The organism is Paenibacillus terrisolis (assembly GCF_056171975.1).
Genome location: NZ_JBKFGG010000027.1, coordinates 1 through 20,152, shown reverse-complemented (window position 1 = coordinate 20,152; position 20,152 = coordinate 1). Strand labels below are relative to the sequence as shown.

Below are 20,152 nucleotides of genomic sequence, written 5' to 3'. Positions count from 1 at the left end.
CCCTTCAGGGATTAACGAGGTTTGGCTTTTCCTTTGCCCGCATCGCTTCATCTAGAAAACTTATGTTATGCGCCAGCCTCCTCCAGAGGCATAAATTGCTGCTTGATCAATTTGACGCGTGAAATTCTCTTGTTGTCGGTTTCTTCCACCACATAGGAGTAGCCGTCGTATTCTACGAACTGCCCGACCTGGGGCGGCAAAATGTCGATTCGGGAATATAGCCATCCGCCGATCGTGTCGTAATCCTCGGAATCCAGTTCAAAGCCGAACCGGTCATTGATCGATTCAATCAGCATCAAACCGTCGATTGAATAGGTTTTATGGTCCAATTGCTCGATTCCCGGACGTTCTTCGTCAAATTCGTCCTGAATTTCACCGACGATCTCTTCAACGATGTCCTCCAGCGTCACCATGCCTGAGGTCCCGCCATACTCATCGATCAGAATGGCAATCTGCGTTCTTCCCCGCTGCATGCGTTTCATTAGATCGCTGATCTGAATCGATTCGGGAACGGCCATAATCGGTCGAATCAGGCTGCGATAGTCCGGGTTATTGGACCGAATCAAGTCTTTAATATGAATGAAGCCGATAATATGGTCTTTGTCCTGGTTGCACACCGGATACCTGGTGCGAGTGCCTTCTAAGGCAATTTCAAGATTTTCTTCCAGCGTATGCTGGGTGTATAAACAGATCATTTCTGTTCGGGGAATCATAATTTCCCGGGCCGTTGTATCGGCAAATTCGAAAATATTGTCCACCAGCGACATTTCCGTGCTGTCGATCAGGCCGCTTTCGCTGCTCTCTTTCATCATCACCCGAATTTCCTCTTCCGTATGAAGCGAATCCTGCTCGGATACCGGCGAAATCCCGACGAGGCGGAGCAGGGAAGCGGACAAGGCGTTAAGCACCCATATGAACGGAAACATCAGCCAAGAGAAGATTCTCATCGGCCAAGCCGAAAGCATGGCCACCGTCTCGGCTTTGCGGACGGCAATCGTTTTGGGCGCGAGTTCGCCTAGCACGATATGGAATGTCGCAATCAGAATAAATGAGACCGTAAGCGAAACATAATATACCGGTTTTTCTCCCATTCCCGCCAGCTCAAAAAGCGGATACAAAAGCCTCGCGACCACCGGTTCTCCCAACCAGCCCAATCCAAGCGAGCTGAGCGTAATTCCCAGCTGGCATGCCGATAAATAACCTTCCAGATGATTCATCAGGCCTTTGGCGACGACGGCGGTCTTTCGTCCTTCTTCAGCTAAAGCATCGATCCGGCCGCTTTTAACTTTTACGATCGCAAACTCGGCCGATACGAAAAAACCGTTCAGCAGAACCAGCAGAATCATTAGTCCCACGTAAAACAGACTCGGTAAAGGGTCACTCAATACAATTCCTATTCCCGCTTGCTCAGCGAAGAATAGGTGCACCTCCTTCGCGGTTGAAAATGATATTGATGTTTATTGAATTCATATATGGTTAACAGCGTCAATTCCCCAATGGATTCAACTCCTTTTCTTGCATAATCATGCATGTCAGAATATCTTCACTTATTTATATTATTATACACTACACAGTCAAACGATGTCGTATGACTGCGATACATGCTAACAAGCCAATTCATTTCCAATGCAAACAACCCCCTTTACGGATAATGGGGGTTGTTTGGAAGACACTCCGGCATTACCATCTTGCCGCAGGCGGCGACCCGATGGTTCCGGGATATTGATAGACAAGCGGTTCGTCGAACGTGGCGTAGTCCAGATTTACCATCAGCAGGATGGTGCGCTGGCCGGTGGCAGGATCGCTGATGATAATATGGTCGCGGCCGGCGGCTTCCAGAACGCCTTTGAAAATTTTCGCGTTCCATTGGGAGTTGTTCTCGTAGGTCATATAAAACGTTCCGACTTTCCCCAAATTTAAACGCAAAATGTTTTCGATATAGGACTGTTCATAGGTCGGGATCGGCGTCGGCACCACGGTTCCGCCGGGCGTCATCGGGCTGCCGCTTGGCATTTGGGGCGGTTGACCCGGGTAAGTACTCCCGCCTGCGGGATGATAGGCGGCGGGCCTGAACGGCTGATTAAACATGAATAAATTCCTCCTTTATTCGGTGTTTTAATAAACAGCAGGGCAATCTTCGGGTGTTGGCGCAAAGAAGCAGTGCGCCTTATAGCGTCCGGTATTCTGCTGATTGTACCAGGTAGCGGGACAGTCGCCGGCCGGCTTAAAAAACCAAAGCGCATTGGAGCCGGGACGTATCTTTTCCCCGTTTATGACGCGCCGCGCCAGGCGAATCTCCGAATCGCGCGCGCTTTGATAGAAGTATCCCTTTGTTGTGGCTTCAAAACCGCCGGGCGATTGGAAAACCATCTGGTTCATCAGCCGGATATCGCGGAAATCAAGGCAGTTCCCCAGGATTCGGTTGACCCCAACGTTGCCGACCAGCAGCATGCCTGTTTCTCCGTCTCCTTCCGCCTCCGCTCTCATCAGACGGGCCAGCAGCTTGACGTCTTCGGAATTCACTTTTATGACAGCCAAATCTCGTTCCTCCTTCCATCCCTGACTGAACGCTATATTGTATGTGCGATAGCCTATCCTCGTGTCTCTCCGGCGGAAAAAATTAGGCAGGAGCTGGAATTTTTCGCCTCGGTTTGAAAGCCTTTGCAATAGTGAACATTTCGTGTCTATTTCTATGGACGCGCTTTCACGAATAGCATATACTGTAAATGAATAAGGTAAATCTTTGGCTTCATAACACCTTTTAGGAGGTTCCCACCATGAGAATTGCGGTTATAGGCGGCGGCCTGGCCGGCTTGACGGCTGCTGCGTACTTATCGGGCAATACGGAAACTCAAGGTACGGTATTTGAACGAAGCCCGCAGTTGGGCGGCCGAGCTTTTACTTATGAGAAATCGGGATTTACTCTGAATTATGGGGCACACGCAGTATATGGCATCGATAGGCACACCTTGCAGCACATGGAGCAAGAGCTTGGTCTCAAGTTCCAAAGCAAGCAAGTGGATAAACGTAAAGTCATGTATGCCAAACATGGGCGCTTAACCCCCGCTCCGCTCGACTTCGTCAATATCGTCAAAACGGACGTGTTGTCCGCCATGGAGAAAATGAGATTTGTCGGCGAAATTGCCGCGGTGATCAGCAACCTTCATCAAGTCAAACATCACCGCACGCTGGGCGATTACCTGGATCACTCGCACGCATCCTCCGACGTCAAAGAGCTTTGGTCGCATCTCGTTTGCTCCAACTTCTTTATCGCCCCTGAGGATGCCAGGAAAGTATCCGGCGAAGTGATTTCCGAATATTATCACAATCTGTTTCTTTCCCATAAACCGGTGAACTACATTTTGGGGAGCTGGGCGACAATCACCAATCAGCTGATTGCGAAGACGCAGCTAAGTCCGAATTGGGAGATTGCGGTGAAAGAACCGGTGGAATCGATCGCCATGGCGGATGGAAAATTCGTACTGCAAACCAAAACGCGGCAGGAACAGGTTTACGATCAGGTCATCTTCGCCATGCCGGTTCAGCAGGTGGCCAAGTTGCTGGAGAACTCGCCATGGATGCCGCAGCTTGAACCGTATAAGGACAATACGTCCACCGAGGTGCTGGTGTATGATATCGGTTTTTCCAAAGTGGTCGCCCGTCCTTTCCATTACATCAGCGATATGGATAATAAGCTGTTCATCAGTGACGTTTCGGCGACCGATCATACGGTGGCGCCTCCGGAAGGCCAACTGCTGCAAGGAATCGCCTATTTGAACGATGACTTCCCAGATGAAGAGCAAAAGAAGCAATATTTAGAGAACAAGCTGCAGCAAATGGAGAAATTATTCGATACCTATTATCCGAACTGGCGCGATGCCGTTGAAGTCAAGCGGGTCTCCAAAAAAGCGATGGTCGCTAGCGTCAAAAACATTTACGGCAACAAGCTGCTTCCAAATCGGCTGCAGGACGTCCCCTTTTATTTCTGCGGGGACGGCTGTCAGGGCAAAGGCGAACTCGCCGAGCGCGCCTTTTCAAGCGGGCGGGCCGTCGCTCAGGCCCTGCTGTCGGAAAAAGCCGCAGTGAAGGCATTTTCTTAATTTTATGCACAACAAAGAGCTGTCCGAGGGACAGCTCTATTCTTTTGAACATTTTCCTCTATAGGGAGCCCCGGTAATCGCGGTATTCCTGCAGCTCCGTTACGTACGTTTTCCGGATTCGCTCGAAGCCTTGATATCTGCTGCCTTGGAAGGTTAGCTTTCCCTCGTCCCCTTCCGCGCATTGACCGTATTCCTGGCCGGTTACGACGAATTCCAGCCGATCCCCGCTTTCCACCTCAAACGTTAAATAATACTTCGTGTCCGAGCGATTTACCGAAGTATCCGTATCGTGCCGATGGGAGACCTCGGTCCGTTTGCCGACAATAACGGAGGAAACGCTGAGAAGCGGTTTCCTGTTATTGGCGATTCCGCGAAAGAGGCCGCCGGCGGCGGAAACCAGGACAATCCCCAACAAAACGACAAATAGAACCGGCAAAGCCGTGTTCATGACGCCGAACATCTCCGTCAAAGACTCCATGCATCCCCCTCCTTATAAGAGGTAGTTTCCAGCCTCTGTTGTTCTCTCCCTCAGGCTTATGTATATGCCGGCCTAAACAAAACTTGTTATTCACCGGACCGTTAAATTATGTCAATCTTGTCCTAGAATTTTGTAAATACAAAAAACCCCGGTTCCGAGTTGCGGAGCCGGAGGTTATATAGAATCATTATCTATGACGTATGAATTATGCATAGTAACTAAGCAGCAATTGGCGGGTTTCTTCAGCACCGTCGGTTTCAACTTCATCCAAGCCTTTTTCGGCCCAGCAAGCTTTGCACATTTCTTCATTCGTGCATTCGTGAGCGTCATCGCAAGTATAGCAGAATTGAAGGTAGTTGCGGGTTACCGTGTCTTGAATTGTCGCTTTCATTTCGATCCACTCCTTGGTTGGTTTGGAGCGCCGCTCCTTTGTATTTGTTACCGTCGTTCCTTACAAGTTAAATATATCACAAAGTTTGAGCAACGCACGTGATAATTTTCACAATATGATGAACGTCACAAAAAAAGTGTCCTCATGGACACTTTGTCTAATAGAGGGTTCTGACTGTTAAAATACGCTGAAGCATCTCAGCCAGCCTATATAAAGGAACAAAAGGACGCTATCGGGCCTGTATCGCTCGTTTTGCGTGAAATAGAGGCCAGAAAGGGCGTTATTTTCTCGAAACGCCGGGAAATCACCGCTTTTGGCACCGTTTGCGCATCAATAAGGCCCTTTTATGCCCCTATTATCGCAGGGCGCGCCGGAATCCGGAAAATAAGACCGTAACATGCCGCTATTTTATTCAGGTTTATGAGGCTTATGAGGATGAGGCACCTTCAACAATTAATTACAACACCTGCCAGCTTACTCCCCCGTCTCTCGTTTGCAGCAGCAAAGAGCGATTTTTGTCTTCTTTGCCTACCAACAGCCAGCCTACCCGGGATGAGAAGAACCTGAGTTTGACGACTTCGGGATAATCCGCCATGATCTCCGTTAGCTTCCTGCTTTCGGGCAGCGGGTTCCAGTCGGCTCCCCGATCGACCGTATGATAAACGGTGGAATCCAGGATCGTCCACCCCTCCTTGTCGTTCAAGAAGGTCGGATTCAGCTTTTCGTTGATTCCGGTCTGCCAAGACAGCCGGAAAGGCACCACGGACCAGGTTTGCCCGGAGTCGCTGGTGAAATAACCGTTGAATTTCGTGGAATTCCCTCTGCTGCACCCAACCGGAATCCAGCCCGTTTGAAAATCGTACGGGAAAAAATTAAGGCTGCCGACCGTAAAACTGCTGCAGGTGCTGTATTTGCCCAAATTGAAAAACTCGGATTTTTCCGCCCAGCTTTGGCCTCCGTTTTTCGTGGCGTACAGCGTCGGAAGCCCCGCTTTTATCGCGCTGACGAAACCGTTTTGCTGATCGACAAACGCCATGGAAACCGGATAAACCGAATTAGGGATAACCGGAGTCAGTTTACCGCTGCCAACCGGCTGTTCGCTGCTCATGATCTGCTCCCAGGTCGATCCGCCGTCTTCGGTCACGAACAATGTTTTTCCTTCGCGATCGGAATCATCGTTGGCCGTGAGAATCCATCCGCGGTCCTTATCCGCGAAATACATGGCCGAGACCTTGTCGTTACCGGCGAAAGAGGCGACCTTCCATGTGGTCCCCCCATTCGTCGTATGCAGCACGATCGAATCCCCGGAGCCTGCCGCGTTGCGGACAATCCACCCGTGGTCGGGATCGATGAAATAGATGTCTTTGCCGTATACGGGCGTGCTTGGGAACTGAACCGTGGCCGCAGGAGAAATATTCGTCCATGTTTTTCCGTTATCTTGAGTAATATACAAACGGAGCTCGCTTCTTGTGTTGCCCCAAGCAAGTCCGGTTGACGCGCTGAGCAGTTGAAAATCCGTCAACCGGGTCTGAATGAGGTACTTATTGGAAGGTTCGGCGGAAGGAGTCGCCGCGGTCTGGCTGCTGTTCTCCGAGGACTCCGGGTTAAGCACGGTTATCGTCTGCCCTTCTTCAGGCTGCTCGGCCTTTGCGGTGGGCGGCTGTACGGGTTTAGGAGGCTGCTCTTCGGAGCAGGCCGTAATCAGAAGACATGCCACAAGAAAAATGCCGGTTAGCTTGCCCCACAATCTCAAGAGTGAACTCCCTCACTTTCGCGCTTTGCGCATCTGACTGTCTATTGCTGATGTCTATGAAAACCGATGTCTACTATTATACCATAGGTCGAATTAAGAGGTCACAGCCTCGGATCCTTAGCGAAGTTGACGGAAAAATGCTGCTCTGGCTTATATACGGCGAAAGCGTATCCCTGCTTCTCCAAATATTCGATGACTTGAGGCAGAACGTTCACGGTTTGCGCTTTCTCATGCATTAAGATCACTTCGGTTTTGCGGTGGGTCTGGCGTTTGATTTGCTGCATGATCCGGTCAGGATAGTCGGGATATTCCCAATCGTCGGAATCCACCGTCCAATCCCACATTTTATAGCCGGCTGCGGCAATGTCGTCCCGAAAGCTTTTGGTGACATCCGGCTTACTGCCGTAAGGAGCCCGAATTAACCAAGGCGTAACGTTGATGATTTGCTCCACCAGCTTTTGTTCTTGGGCGAACTCCTTGAGAAAAGTTGCGGAGTTGCCGGATTCGTACAGTTTTTTCTTGCTGTGGGTCATACTGTGCAATCCTATGTAGTTGCCGGCTTTCGCCACATCTTTAACGCTTGATTTATTGGCGGAAAGCTGGTTGCCGATCATAAAAAAGGTGGCGTGAATTTTATAGCGGCCCAATATTTTCAAAATCTGCTCCGTATACTTGCTCGGTCCGTCATCAAAGGTCAGATAGACAACCTTAGTTACCGCTGGCTTGACGGGAGGAGCGGACTGGTTCGCTCCGGGAGCGGTCTTCGTAGGCGGATTCGATTTGAGGACCTCGGTGGCCGGTGAACCGCTTGGTTTGTTGCTGTTTGAGTCAAGGTTCGTTTTTGGTACATCCTTGTTTTGGGATTCCTCGTTTTCGGACTCCACTTGATCGGAATCGACGGTTTTCCGACCCTCGGTGACGGCGGGCGTTGCTTCTTTATCGGCAGATTGGACCGGATTTCCTTGCCCGGTTACTGCCGAAACAACGGAGCTTTTGGAGCTTGAGTTAAGCTTCGTCTGAACGGCCACCGCTTGTTTGGACTGCGATTCGGTTAGTTTGGGCGGAAGCATTGCCGACGAATGTCCTCCCGATCGGCCGCTTAGGACCGTCTGAACGGCCGCAGCCGTTAAAATAATGGAAAGCGTAGTCAAAATCAGCGCGGAGGATATGATAAGCTTCGTGCTCAAAGGCGTTTTCGAACCGGTATTCGACGGCTTCCGGTCTTTATCTGCAAGGTCTGGGTAAGGCATCTCTTTCACCATATTCCTCTCTCTTTTCATATTACTAGAATAATATAAAGTGAGAGATTCGTCCTTACAGAATGGTTACTTGCCGGTTACAAAGTTCTCATTCCGCAAATAGTTTACATAACTTTAATTACGTAAACATATTGATAAAATCTTAAATTTCCGCATTTTACTTTAAATTTTGATGGTTTCGTGTACAATAAAGAAGAATTTATACATATTCGCTTGGATGGGGAGCAAAAGCCCCTTTCGAACGCGGATTTCGGGATTAAGAATCCCGGCTGTGGCGTAACCTAAAGTTTGGAGAATACACTCAAGGAGATGAAAAGAAATGAAAACCCGATTGCGTCCCAGCAGAGTGGTCATTATCGGAACCGGTGCGGTCGGTTCGACGACGGCCTACACTTTAATGCTTAGAGAGCGCATTTCAGAGCTTGTTCTGATCGATATGAATAAAGAAAAGGCGCTTGGCGAAGCGCTTGATATGAACCATGGCCTGCCATTTACCGGCGGCGTCAAGATTTGGGCGGGCGATTACAGCGATTGCGCCAATGCCGACATCATCGTGATCGCGGCCGGCGCTTCCCAGAAACCCGGGGAAACCCGCATCGATCTGCTTAAGAAGAACGCTTCTATTTTTGAGAGCATCATCGGCGAAATCGTCAAATATAACGATCATGGCATCATTTTGGTCGCAACCAATCCAGTTGATATTTTATCTTATGTTTCTTTGAAAAAGAGCGGCTTTCCGTCCAACCGGGTCATCGGCTCCGGCACGATTCTGGACAGCGCCCGCTTCCGATATCTGATCGGCCAGAACAAGAAGATCAACCCGCGCAGCATTCACGCCCACATCATCGGGGAGCACGGCGATTCGGAGCTTCCGCTCTGGAGTCTCGCGAACGTGGCCGGACTTGGACTGGAATTTTCCGATGAGGACCGGGAAGAGATCTTCAACAGCACCAAAAACGCCGCGTATGAGATCATCAACGCCAAAGGCTCGACCTCCTATGCGATTGCGCTGGCGCTCGACCGGATCATCGTTTCGATTTTGCAAAACGAAGGCTCCGTCCTCAACGTCTCCACCCTGCTCACCGATTACAACGGCGTATCCGACGTTTATCTCGGCGTGCCGAGCATCGTTGACCGCAGCGGCGTTCGCGGCGTGCTTGATCTGGAACTGAGCGATCAGGAACTGGTTCAGTTCCAGCAATCGGCGAACAAGCTGAAAGCGGAACTCGCCAAGCTGGATTTGTAATTCGAAAAGCCCGATCCTCGGATGGTTTAAACCAGCCGGTGAATCGGGCTTTTTTGTAACGACATGATTAACGCTATTAATTACCCCTCAAAATGGCGGTAAATCATCGTCGTCTTCGACTTTCTTCTCCAGAATCCGCTGCGCGACCTCTTCGAAAGGATCGGGCTGCAGCAGCTCTACCGGGGAAAAGGCTCTATCGAATGTGAAGGAGTCCCCTTCGAGGATGACCGCGTAACGCCCATTCAATCTGGCGATATGGATCTGGTCTCCGAAATCGGCGAGCCGTCCCTTGACCAGCGTGTCTCCAATGCGAAATTTGAGCTCGATTTCCGGCTTGATCTCCACGATCCGCTCCGCGGCTTCGGCCACCTGCGCCGGCTCCCATTTGTCCTGCAGATCCCGTTTTTCGCTCGCCGCCCACAGCTCCAGCTCTTTCTCGACCTGCTGGCGTTCCTCCTGGCTCTCATCCGGCCATTTCGTTTCCACATACGTCTGTACGAACTCCATAACCTGCTCGTTAACGATTTCCGGAATCGACATTTCATAGGTCACGAATCGCAGAAAATCTTCAAAATACTTGGCGTGGGAGGACTGATGGATTTTCAGTTCCCACTCGTCAACCATGCCTTCTTCAAGCATATGGGGATACTGAATGGACTTCATGTTCCGCGCGCTGATCGCCATCTCGACCTGACTGATCAAGCTGCGCTCATCGGAAACTCGGGCGATCTTCGGTTCAAAATCGCATTTGAGCACGAAAATAAACGGATCCTCCGAATATTTATCAAGCTCGGCTTGCACGACGATCAACGCCCCTCCGCGTACCGAGCTCGCGTCCAGATAACCGCGCACGAGATCATCGCAGGCGTTTTTGAAATCCTCTTTGTCCTCCGCCGCCCTCAAACGGGCAAACATGTTGAAATTCGGGTTGCTGTCCAGTTCATAGCCCGGCTCGACGATAAAACGCCCGATTTTGGTGGGCGCCTGCTCAACGGCCGGATTTTTCTCGACCTTTCTTTTGGCGATCCGGTTGAATTCCCCGTCCAGAAACGGTTTGATCTCGCTGTCCAAATATTCGTAGCCGTCCAGCGTCTGGTAATGCTTGTAGTTTTTGCTGATCTGGCTTTCCTTCCCGTCCGCCTGAATCACGAAGAAAGATAAGTGCTTTACGTTAAATTTCATATGCGGGCAAACTCCTTTTACTAATCAACCTCATGGTGACAAAACATAACGATTCATTATACCATGCCAAAAGAAAAATCACCCCAACCTTTGCGGTTCGGGGTGACTATAAGCCGTACGGCGCCGACTTTTAATGATGGCTTTCCGCCAAATCGACATGTTTGACGTGCTTGTGGTTAACCAGAATGAACAGCACCGCCACGCAGACAAAACCTGCGCCAACGATAAACGGCACATGCGGATTAAACCAGTCCGCCAGCTTGCCGGCCAGAAACGGCGCCACCGCGCCTCCCAAAAAGCGCAGGAAGCTGTAAGCAGCCGAAGCCGTCGATCTTTCGACCGGAGACGCATTCATCACGGCTGTCGTGATCAGCGTGTTGTTATTGCCAAGCAGCGCGCCGGCAAAAATCACCGCGGCGATGACCACCCATAAATGCGTGGTCCAGATACCGATGACCAGCAGAACCAGGGCAAAAATGGACAACATCGCGCACATCGATTTGATCGTCCCCCACCGTTCCTGGAGCTTCGGCGCCATAAACACCGAAGTGACCGCCAGCAAAAGGCCCCATCCGAGAAATACGAAGCCCAGTCCGTGTGCATCGAGATTCATGACGAACGGCGCGTAAGCTAACAGAGTGAAAAATCCGAAATTGTAAAAGCAGGCCGTCATGCCAAGCACGACGAGGGAACGGTATTTCATGGCTCGAAACGGAGCCAGTACCGAGGTGTGCCGGATTCCCTGCCGCTTCTCCGACCTCGGCATGAGCAGACTCAGCGCGATAAAAGCGATAACCATCAGTGAGGCAACGCCCAGAAACGGCCCTCTCCAGGAGATGGCGCCAAGCCAGCCTCCCAGCAGCGGCCCCACCGATATTCCCAAGCCTACCGCAGCCTCGTATAAAATGACCGCTTTGCCCGTCCCGTTCTTGGACAAAGTGACAATCGCCGAAAGGGCGGTGGCGACAAATAAGGCATTGCCCAGTCCCCATCCCCCGCGGAGTCCGATGATCGACCAGATGCTGTTCGACAATCCGCCGGCCGCAGAGAAAATAGCGATGATGACAATACCGGAAAGCAGAGTCCGTTTGATGCCGATTCTGGAGGAAATCGCCCCGGTTATGAGCATTGCCAAGGCCATGACGGCGTTATAGCTGGTGAACAGCAGCGTCACTTCGCTTTCGGAGGCTTTCAGATCCTTGGCAATAGCCGGCAAAATCGGGTCCACCAGCCCCAAGCCCATGAAGGCGATGATAGATGCGAAAAACACGGCCCATACGGCTCTGGGCTGCTTCAGCAGGCTGGATTTTGCGGAATCCTCCCCGGCGAGTACCCCATCCGAAGACAATGATGAGGAGTTTGAAGATGAAGAAGATGTGGATGGCATGGAAGAACTCCCTTCAGGTATGAAATTTAATGCGATTACAACAGCGATTTGAACGAATGCCGGATCACATCTCCGCGGCTGATGATCCCGACGAGCACTCCGTTGCGCTCAACGGGAAGCTTTTTGATTTGTTTCTTGCCCAAAATCGCGGCGATATCCTCGATATCTTCATCCCAGGATACCTTGTACACTTTTTTCTTGCCGATTTCCTTGACGTTCAAATCAAGCAGCCGCTTGGCGCGTTGTTCAAAGGCCTCTTGATCGCCCTTAAACACGGCAACGAAATACACCGAGTCTACGACGACATCGCGGTGTTTGCCGATATAGCGCATAACGTCGCCGTCACTGATATAAGAAACGATTTCGTTTCGCTCATTGACGACAGGCAGGCCGCTGATCCGGTATTGGATAAATCTTTCAATAACCGAGCGGACCGTGTCGGTCTCTTTCACCTTATAAACGGGGCTGATCATGATTTCATGCGCTTGCATGTGAATCCTCCTAAATGGTTTCTGAATAAATCATAGCTTTCCGCAATAACTAGTTGTATGATGAAAGTATTGCGTTTGTATTATACAACTACTTCCCCTATTCTTGTCAATCATATGTTATTGACAGTATGCCCGCGATTTTAAAACGAATCGGGTATATGGTACGATATGCTAATAAAAAGTCTTGCTGTGAGGTACCTTTCATGGATGAACAAGCCCTGGAAACTATTGAACTCGAAATCGCCATTTTGTATCGCCGGATCACCTCGATTTCCACGCCGAAAAAAATCGGCAATCTGGATCGGTCCGCTTATCTTCTGCTTCATCAAATCATCGCTCACGGGTCCGTTGGCGTCAAAGCGCTCGCGGATGAATTCCATCTCGACATCTCCACGGTAAGCCGGCAAGCCGCCGCATTGGAGCAAAAAGGCTACGTCGAGCGCCAGCCCGATCCTTCGGACGGAAGAGCCTATTTTCTACAAGTCACGGACCTTGGCAGAAAAGATTATCTCGCCTATAAGCAAGCGCGGATGGATCAAATCCGTTTGCGTATCGAGAGCTGGAGCGACAAGGAATCCCGGACCTTTGGCGAACTGCTGAAAAAGTTCAACCGTGCGACCCTTTGACTTAGTTAACATAATATTTGTTATGACAACTTTATTCGGAGGTACTTGCTTTGAATGATTATGACCTGCCTGTGGAAATTATTGAACGAGCTTCTACATCAAGAGGAGAAATTCAGCTTCAGCGTAGAGGCGAACATTTTGAAATCATCAGCAACGGAACCTTTTTAATGGCGACCTATAACGGTGAATCCGAGCGGCTGCTGGTTCGCAGCGCCCTTGAGAAGACCGATAATCCCGGCTCGGTGCTGATCGGCGGGCTCGGCGTCGGCTTTTCGCTGCAGGAGGCCCTGCTTGATCCCCGCGTCAGCGAAGTCACCGTCATCGAAATTGAGCAAAAAGTGATCGAATGGAACCAGGACGTCCTGTCCCCGGTTTCTTCCAATGCCTTGGCCCATCCCAAAACAAAGCTGGTGCACGCGGATCTCATTGCTTGGTTAAAGGATACCGGCGAAATGTATGATTTGATCTGCCTTGATATCGACAACGGGCCCGACTGGAAAGTGTTCGACGGAAATGCAACGCTGTATGATGAACACGGCTTGACATCGCTTTCGGCGCGCTTGCGTCCGGGCGGATGCATCACTTTTTGGAGCGCAACCCCTTCTCCGGAGTTCGCCGAACGGCTGAAAGCCTTTTACGGGAACGTGCAAATTCATGAAGTTTCGCAACCCCACGGCGATCCGGATTACATCTTTCTCGTAACAGTATAGTTCTCTGCCGGAGGTGGCGTGAATGAACATTCAAAAAAGCATCGACCGCAAAAGGCTGGATGAGAAGCTGGTCTCCATGCCTTGGTTCGTGCAGCAGTTTATCGATTACAAGCTTCCCGATCTCTCTCCTTCTACATTGCTTGAGTATGTGCGGGATTACGAGCAGTTTTTTGGCTGGCTGCGCGCCGAAGGGCTGTCGGTCGCCGAGACAAACGCGCAAATTTCGCTGCAGGAACTGGAGGTCCTTCATATGGAGAGCGTCGTCGGCTATCGCCTGCATTTGATGACGCGGACGGAAGGTACGAATTCCAAAACGACGGTTTCCCGCAAAATGTCCTCCCTTCGTTCCATGTTTCATTATTTAAGCCAAATTGCCGAAGATGAGAATTTTTATCCTTTGCTTAAACGCAATATTATGGCCAAGGTGGAAATCAAGCGGATTCACAAGCCAAAGGATACGGCCGCCAAGCTGAAAGGCAAAATTCTGGAGGAAGACGAACTGCTTGAGTTCATCGGTTATGTCGCGGAAGGTTACGGCCGGGAGATTCAGGACAACAAGCAGGCTTTGTACGCCTATGAGTTGAACAAAGAACGGGATGCCTGCATCGTCAGCCTGATCTTGAATTCCGGACTGCGCGTTTCGGAAGTGGTGAATTTGAACATCGCCGACCTTGATTTGGCTAACAAGCTGGTCCATGTTTTCCGAAAAGGGCATAACGACGAGTCGTTCAAAACCCCGGTGTATTTTCGAGAACAGTCCAAGGAAGATCTAGCCCACTATTCAAACCTCCGTCAAACCAGGTACCGCACGCCCAAACGGGAAAAAGCCCTGTTCGTAGCCATTCCCAACGGGCAAAAAGAAGGCAAGCGGATGACGAAGCGGGCCATTCAGGCGATGATAATCAAATATGCCAAACGGTTCGGCAAGCCTTATCTGACCGTGCATAAGCTGCGCCATTCGTTTGCCACCGATTATTATCTGCAGAACGATATCTACAAAACCAAAGAGCAGCTCGGCCACGCCTCTACGGAGACAACCGAAGTATATGCTCATTTGACCGATAAAACGATGTCCGAAGCCATCGAGCGCCGGGTTGAAACCGGAGCGTAAGCGGGTAGCTCGTAAGGATCCCTCCCGGCCTACAAGCCGGGAGTTTTTTGCTGTGCGGAAAGAAACTCCGACAGGATAAAACCGGCGATTTCTTTGACTTCATCAAAGCTAAAACAAGGGACGGCAGCTTCGGAGGCCAAATTGCCGGTTTCTTCTTCCCCCTTTTCCCCGCTCATCACCGCGCAAATTTCACTTAATTCACTTAGCAGCGTTTTATCCTCAGGCCCGCGAAGCAGCAATATTTTCGGATAGGCCTCCCGCTTGAATCCTTCTACCAGGATGAGGTCGTAGGAAGAAAAGCGAGCGACGAGCTCGTTTAGCGCCGCATCCCGTTCTTCCACCACGGCCGTCCGCCACGGAGAAGTAATGGCCGTAGCCGCCGCTCCCGATTGGCGGAGCTTGAATGTATCGGTTCCTTCCTGATCTCCGACAAATCCGTGTACGTCATGTTTGATGACGGCGACCTTAAAATTCATGACCTTAAATATCTCCAGCAGTCGGGAAATCAATGTTGTTTTCCCGCTCTTTTTATAACCGACAATTTGTACGACTGGCGGCATCCTTTCATCCCCCTTCACGATCTTAGCAGTTAAAACCGGCTGCCCGGAAGTCTTATAACGGTGACTGTTTCCCCCGCTTCCCTGCCTTGATGGGACGGCGGAATCACAATCAGGACATCGCTGTCTTTGATGGTGATCATCACGCTGGATTCGTCCAGCGCAGCGGGATATGCAAGCAGTTTTCCGCTCTCCGCTTTTAGACTGCCGCGCACAAACCGGGTAAAATTGTTCACCTTCTTAAAAGGAAACGCCAGTTCGGCTTCAAATTGTTGCAAAAACGGATTAGGAACACCAAGTATGGTCCCGATAGCCGGCCTTACGAACAACTCAAAGCCCACGAAGCAGGCGCCCGGATTTCCGGACAACGCAAACAGCAGCTTTCCCTGATGCACGGCGGCCGTGGTCACGCTGCCCGGACGCATCATCACTTTGTTAAAAAGCATTTCCACTTGCCCGCCGGAAACGAGATCGGCCATAATGTCGTAATCTCCGACCGACACACCGCCGGTCGTAACCACCAAATCGTAGCGTTCAAAAGCTTCCCGAACTTTGGCCTTCGCCAAGTCCAGATCGTCCTCGATCGCTTCGAGGATATGCGGCTCGCCTCCGGCCATCCGGATCTGGCTTGCCAGCATGTAAGTGTTGCTGTTGCGGATTTTGCCGTCCTGAAGCGGCTCATCCACCCGAAGCAGCTCCGAACCGGTAGCAAAAATAGCGACCTGCGGCCGTTTCATAACAGGTACATAATGAATGCCAAAGGTGGCCAGAACGGATATTTCACCTGGTGAAATTTCTTGTCCACGCCGCAAGATCAGATCGCCTTCCGCCAATTCAAAACCCATCGGCGTAATATTGCTGCCCTGTCCGATTTCACGGATCAGGCGAATATGGGGCTTCCCTTCCCGCTCAAAAGCTTCAGTCATTTCGAACATGACGACCGCATCGGCTTCATCGGGAACTTTGGCGCCCGTCATGATCCTAGCCGCTTTCCCGGGGGTCAAGGCCACCTTCGGCAGGAAACCGCATGGAATTTCATCCACGACCTCCAGCTCAACCGGCTGAGTCCCTGTGCAGCCCGTCGTGTCCGCGCTGAGGATCGCATATCCATCCATACCCGAGCGGCGAAAATGCGGATATGGATGAGGAGCCGTCACATCTTCCGCAAGAAATCGGCCTTGAGCATCCATTAAGGATACCCATTCAAACTCGCCGCGGACGGCGTATGGTAGTACTTTTGCTTGCGCATCCGGTACGGACAGCGCTTTTCGGTGAAATTTTGAATCGGTTTTTGCCGGTTGTTCATTATGCATGAGTATATCCTCCGTCATTTATTGCGTGAAAAGGGCAAACGTATGAAATGTTCTTGCCGCATCACTTTTCATTACTCCAAAATAATTATCGCGCCTTTATTTGTTATAGCGTATTTTGGCACAAAAAAGAAGCAGAACCTGTCCGTTCTGCTTCTCGATTATAGGGTTTCACGGCCCGGCAACGGCGCGGACAAAAAGTCGTCCATCAACCGGTCGGTTATTTGCGAAACCGTCTTGATTTCTTCTTTGCTTAGATTGTCGTAATGGATGCCCATGACGACCGTAACCGTTCTCCCGAGCGCCGCGGCGGCGCGTTCCGCCAGTTTGCCGCTTAGGACATGCTCCTTGTGCTCCGGTACCGCCGACGTCTGAACCTCAATCGTTCCGTTTGCAGCATAAGCGGTGGAAGCCGCTCCGATATGGGCCACCCCTCCGGTGATCACAAGCAGCAGATCGCGGCCTACCTCGAGAGGTTCCAGTTTGATGTCGCTAAAATCCATTTGTCCATCCTCCTTTTGCTTTAAGAGAGATGTCCCTATTTTATAGGATTCCGCGGATTTCGTCCAAGGAGTTGATGCCTTCCTTGCGCATAAAGGCTTCCAGGTCGTCAACCAGCTGCTGTCCGGCCCGTAAATTAACGAAGTTAAAGGTCCCCACTTGGATCACAGCGGCCCCTGCCATAATAAATTCAATGATATCCTCGGCGCTGCTGATGCCGCCCATGCCCATGACCGGGATCGATACCGCTTGGCTCACCTGATGCACCATGCGAAGGGCGATCGGCTTGATCGCCGGACCCGAAAGGCCGGCATACAGATTGTCAAACACGCTCCGGCGTTTGTAAATATCGATTTTCATCGCCGAGAACGTGTTGATCAGCGAGACGCCGTCGGCTCCCTCTTCCTCGCACATCCGCGCCATGTCGACGATATCCTCCGCGTTTGGCGATAGCTTGACGACTAGCGGCAGGGAAGTCGTCGCCCGAATTTGCTTCACAACTTCGCGGGCGATGTCCGTTTTAATGCCGTAAGCCATTCCTCCGGCCTTTACATTGGGACAGGAAATGTTAAGCTCGATCATGTCTACGGCCTGACGTCCGTCATGCTTGCGAACGACCGCATCCTCATGGATCAGCCTGGCTCCTTCGACGTAATCTTCGAGCGTGTTGCCGCCTAGATTCACAATCCGGGCCAGGTCAAGCTTTTCCCATCGAATGCATTCCTCGCGCAGAAAAGCGCTGATTCCCGGATTCTCCAGACCTACGCTGTTCAGCATGCCCGAAGGGGTCTCATAAACCCGGATCCCGTCATTTCCGGCCTTGGGCTGAAGCGTCAGACCTTTGCCCGAAATTCCCCCAAGCCGGTTGAGGTCATAAAACTGACCGTATTCTTTGCCGAACCCAAATGTGCCCGATGCCATGACTACCGGATTTTTAAAATGAACTCCGGCAATGTTGGTAGACAAGTCGATCATTCGAACACGACCTCCTCCGCAGGGAATACGGGGCCGTCGGCGCAAGCCTTTTTTCGCCCGTCTTTATATTTTACGCTGCATACGAGACAAGCTCCGATACCGCACGCCATCCGGTTCTCCAGGGAAACGTACACCTTCGCCGCCGTGCCCGAAGCTTCCTGTTTGCGCTGCACTGCATGAAGCATCGGATGAGGGCCGCAGGCGATAATCGTGTCATAAGCCCGGAAGTCCACTTGATCCAAAATGATTCCGCCGATATCCACGATGACGTTTCCGCGCGAAGCTTTGCGAAATTCCTCCGCCATATAAGCTTCGCGGCTATAGCCGAGATAAACGTCCGCGTCCGGAAACGATCTCAGCGCGTAATAAAAGGGCGCTATCCCGATGCCGCCCCCGACAAATGCGGTTTTCCCTTGGGGTTCGGCAAACCCGTTCCCGAAAGGTCCTTCCAGCTCAATTTGTTCCCCAGGCTGCAATCGCGAGAAAATGCCCGTTCCTTCCCCTGCAACCAGATATAAAAATTCAATCCGGTCTTCCGTAAGATCAAAAATGCTAAGCGGTCTGGACAACAGAGGATACCGATCCCATGCGCGAAGCATGTAGAACTGCCCCATTTTTCCGGTAAATTGACCGCCTATAGTCAGCTTAAACACACCCTGCGCAACTTGTTCATTAGATAAAATCTCCGCCATTTGCCCACCTCTTTCCTATTTCTGCTCCATCAAAGAAACCATGTTTTCGGAAGGGACGTCTGTGACTTTTTTTACAAACGCCATCCGGTTCACGAATTTAATAAATTCACAGGAATCGGGGCATACCAAATCATGACATGTTACCCGAACAAAGGAGAGTAATGAAATGCCCAATATGATGCGCCGATGTTTTATTACTACATTAACGCTTGCGATACTTTCGGGTATAGCCGGCGGCAATGCCTGGGGGACTCCGGCGTCCGGCACGAAAAAACAGGATTCTTCTCAGGAAACGAAACAGGGTACGAAATCGGATACGAAGCAAACATCGGCCAAACCGCTTGATCTCGGAGAGCTGCGCCGCAAATATTCGGAAACGTTCAAATTCCGGGGACCCGAGGTCAAGCAGGTGGCGCTTACCTTCGACGACGTGCCTGACCCCCGATATACACCGCAGATTTTGGACATTTTAAGCAAAAACGGTGTGAAGGCTACTTTCTTCGTAGTCGGAAGCCGCGCGAAAAAACATCCGGCTCTCGTACGCAGAATCCACCGTGAAGGCCATATGATCGGCAATCACTCGTATTCCCATCCTTTATTCAAAAACCGCTCCGTAAAGCAGTTTCAAAGCGAAATACAGCGCACGGAGGTCCTTGTCCAGGGGATCATCGGCTATAGGCCGAAGCAGATTCGTCCGCCTTACGGCGAAATCAACGAGGAGCAGGTCAAGTGGGTGAAACGGCACGGATACAAAGTGGTGAATTGGAATGTCGATTCGCAGGATTGGAGAGGACTGGACAAAAATAAGGTGAAACAAAATGTCATGCGCACGGTCGGACCCGGCTCCATCATCTTGCTCCATGGCGGAGGCGGCACCACTTCCGATCTGCGGGGCAGCGTACAGGCGCTGCCGGAGATCATTCAGGAGCTGCGGGCCAAGGGATACCATTTCGTGGACTTGTCGGAACTGCTGAAGACGACCAAATATAAATAAAAAGAATATATAAAAAGAATATCGAACTCAATCCGCTCTTGTCCGCCGCTTGGGCTCATTAGAAAGAACCAGAAGGATGCCAAGCGCTCCCAAATGCGTTCCTCGCTTCAATATTCTTTTTATTGCAAATGGAAGGGGGGGTCCCAAAATTGCTTGGGACACCCCCTAAAATTTATCATAACAGCAGAGCAGAAAAAACCGGCCAGGTACCGGATCGACTTCGAGGATTTGCGTCAGAACAAATTGTTTGGTCTGGTCTACATTGTCCTGGCCAACGATGTCCTCAAAACACCTCATTCCTTCATGCTTAAAATAGCGGTCTTCGTATTATCAGGTTAGCCAGAATTTCTGGTTGGCCTTTTTTTATGGTCGTTTTACGATGGAAGTGG

General features: G+C 50.9%; 21 protein-coding genes. 6 read left to right on the top strand and 15 right to left on the bottom strand.

The genetic code is table 11. The features are described from left to right. Window positions 1–65: 65 nt before the first annotated feature. The 3 genes from ACI48K_RS19280 to ACI48K_RS19270 form a co-directional block, all read right to left on the bottom strand. Window positions 66–1,385 carry a hemolysin family protein gene (locus tag ACI48K_RS19280; RefSeq protein ID WP_475029254.1) on the bottom strand — a complete coding sequence of 440 codons (1,320 nt, stop codon included), beginning with the start codon at window positions 1,383–1,385 and terminating at the stop codon, window positions 66–68. 295 nt (window positions 1,386–1,680) lie between these two features. Next, entirely contained in the window at window positions 1,681–2,088 is a 408-nt protein-coding gene (gene gerQ / locus ACI48K_RS19275) for a spore coat protein GerQ (RefSeq protein WP_475029253.1), read from the bottom strand. A 27-nt stretch (window positions 2,089–2,115) separates the two neighbouring features. Next, complete coding sequence (locus ACI48K_RS19270; RefSeq protein WP_475029252.1) at window positions 2,116–2,538, bottom strand: cell wall hydrolase; 423 nt, start codon at window positions 2,536–2,538, stop codon at window positions 2,116–2,118. 239 nt (window positions 2,539–2,777) lie between these two features. On the opposite strand from ACI48K_RS19270, the gene ACI48K_RS19265 reads away from it, so the two are divergent. Further along, on the top strand, window positions 2,778–4,100 hold the full coding sequence (locus tag ACI48K_RS19265; protein ID WP_475029251.1) for an FAD-dependent oxidoreductase: 1,323 nt from the start codon (window positions 2,778–2,780) through the stop codon (window positions 4,098–4,100). 58 nt (window positions 4,101–4,158) lie between these two features. Here the strand turns inward: ACI48K_RS19265 and ACI48K_RS19260 are convergent, their stop codons facing one another. The 4 genes from ACI48K_RS19260 to ACI48K_RS19245 all read right to left on the bottom strand — a co-directional run bounded on the left by ACI48K_RS19260 (window position 4,159) and on the right by ACI48K_RS19245 (window position 7,984). Next, window positions 4,159–4,578, bottom strand: a complete 420-nt coding sequence (locus tag ACI48K_RS19260) for a DUF2500 domain-containing protein (protein ID WP_475029250.1) — start codon at window positions 4,576–4,578, stop codon at window positions 4,159–4,161. A gap of 205 nt (window positions 4,579–4,783) precedes the next feature. Next, complete coding sequence (locus ACI48K_RS19255) at window positions 4,784–4,969, bottom strand: hypothetical protein (RefSeq protein WP_475029249.1); 186 nt, start codon at window positions 4,967–4,969, stop codon at window positions 4,784–4,786. 457 nt (window positions 4,970–5,426) lie between these two features. Continuing rightward, entirely contained in the window at window positions 5,427–6,722 is a 1,296-nt protein-coding gene (locus ACI48K_RS19250) for a VPS10 domain-containing protein (protein WP_475029248.1), read from the bottom strand. Between the two features lie 101 nt (window positions 6,723–6,823). Continuing rightward, on the bottom strand, window positions 6,824–7,984 hold the full coding sequence (locus ACI48K_RS19245; RefSeq protein WP_475029247.1) for a polysaccharide deacetylase family protein: 1,161 nt from the start codon (window positions 7,982–7,984) through the stop codon (window positions 6,824–6,826). 316 nt (window positions 7,985–8,300) lie between these two features. On the opposite strand from ACI48K_RS19245, the gene ACI48K_RS19240 reads away from it, so the two are divergent. Further along, window positions 8,301–9,227: an L-lactate dehydrogenase gene (locus ACI48K_RS19240; RefSeq protein ID WP_475029246.1), complete on the top strand. Its 927-nt coding sequence runs from the start codon at window positions 8,301–8,303 to the stop codon at window positions 9,225–9,227. Window positions 9,228–9,314: 87 nt separating this feature from the next. Here ACI48K_RS19240 and ACI48K_RS19235 read toward each other — a convergent pair whose 3' ends face one another. The 3 genes from ACI48K_RS19235 to ACI48K_RS19225 form a co-directional block, all read right to left on the bottom strand. Further along, window positions 9,315–10,409: a DUF3900 domain-containing protein gene (locus tag ACI48K_RS19235; RefSeq protein ID WP_475029245.1), complete on the bottom strand. Its 1,095-nt coding sequence runs from the start codon at window positions 10,407–10,409 to the stop codon at window positions 9,315–9,317. A gap of 130 nt (window positions 10,410–10,539) precedes the next feature. After that, window positions 10,540–11,796 (bottom strand): MFS transporter, encoded by a 1,257-nt coding sequence (locus tag ACI48K_RS19230; RefSeq protein ID WP_475029244.1) that lies wholly within the window; start codon window positions 11,794–11,796, stop codon window positions 10,540–10,542. Between the two features lie 35 nt (window positions 11,797–11,831). Continuing rightward, a complete protein-coding gene (locus tag ACI48K_RS19225; protein WP_475029243.1) occupies window positions 11,832–12,287 on the bottom strand; it encodes a CBS domain-containing protein in 456 nt (151 codons plus the stop codon). A gap of 203 nt (window positions 12,288–12,490) precedes the next feature. Between ACI48K_RS19225 and ACI48K_RS19220 the strand changes: the two genes are divergently transcribed. From ACI48K_RS19220 to xerS, 3 genes are read left to right on the top strand one after another with little or no spacing between them, the layout of a single operon-like run. Next, window positions 12,491–12,913, top strand: coding sequence for a MarR family winged helix-turn-helix transcriptional regulator (locus ACI48K_RS19220; RefSeq protein WP_475029242.1), 423 nt, complete (start codon window positions 12,491–12,493; stop codon window positions 12,911–12,913). Between the two features lie 50 nt (window positions 12,914–12,963). After that, the gene (locus tag ACI48K_RS19215) at window positions 12,964–13,623 is read left to right on the top strand and encodes a spermine/spermidine synthase domain-containing protein (RefSeq protein WP_475029241.1); all 660 of its coding nucleotides are present in this window, start codon (window positions 12,964–12,966) and stop codon (window positions 13,621–13,623) included. Between the two features lie 22 nt (window positions 13,624–13,645). Continuing rightward, window positions 13,646–14,734, top strand: a complete 1,089-nt coding sequence (xerS, locus tag ACI48K_RS19210) for a tyrosine recombinase XerS (RefSeq protein WP_475029240.1) — start codon at window positions 13,646–13,648, stop codon at window positions 14,732–14,734. 29 nt (window positions 14,735–14,763) lie between these two features. On the opposite strand, the gene mobB is transcribed toward xerS, so the two are convergent. From mobB to ACI48K_RS19185, 5 genes are all read right to left on the bottom strand, one after another. Continuing rightward, on the bottom strand, window positions 14,764–15,294 hold the full coding sequence (gene mobB / locus ACI48K_RS19205; RefSeq protein ID WP_475029239.1) for a molybdopterin-guanine dinucleotide biosynthesis protein B: 531 nt from the start codon (window positions 15,292–15,294) through the stop codon (window positions 14,764–14,766). A gap of 29 nt (window positions 15,295–15,323) precedes the next feature. Beyond that, window positions 15,324–16,604 (bottom strand): molybdopterin molybdotransferase MoeA, encoded by a 1,281-nt coding sequence (locus ACI48K_RS19200; RefSeq protein WP_475029238.1) that lies wholly within the window; start codon window positions 16,602–16,604, stop codon window positions 15,324–15,326. Window positions 16,605–16,762: 158 nt separating this feature from the next. After that, window positions 16,763–17,104: a prenylated flavin chaperone LpdD gene (gene lpdD, locus ACI48K_RS19195; RefSeq protein WP_475029237.1), complete on the bottom strand. Its 342-nt coding sequence runs from the start codon at window positions 17,102–17,104 to the stop codon at window positions 16,763–16,765. 40 nt (window positions 17,105–17,144) lie between these two features. Beyond that, entirely contained in the window at window positions 17,145–18,077 is a 933-nt protein-coding gene (locus tag ACI48K_RS19190; RefSeq protein ID WP_475029236.1) for a dihydroorotate dehydrogenase, read from the bottom strand. After that, entirely contained in the window at window positions 18,074–18,769 is a 696-nt protein-coding gene (locus ACI48K_RS19185) for a dihydroorotate dehydrogenase electron transfer subunit (protein WP_475029235.1), read from the bottom strand. Before ACI48K_RS19185 ends, ACI48K_RS19190 begins: the two co-directional genes overlap by 4 nt. A gap of 166 nt (window positions 18,770–18,935) precedes the next feature. Between ACI48K_RS19185 and ACI48K_RS19180 the strand changes: the two genes are divergently transcribed. Next, window positions 18,936–19,763, top strand: a complete 828-nt coding sequence (locus tag ACI48K_RS19180) for a polysaccharide deacetylase family protein (RefSeq protein ID WP_475029234.1) — start codon at window positions 18,936–18,938, stop codon at window positions 19,761–19,763. Window positions 19,764–20,152: the final 389 nt, after the last annotated feature.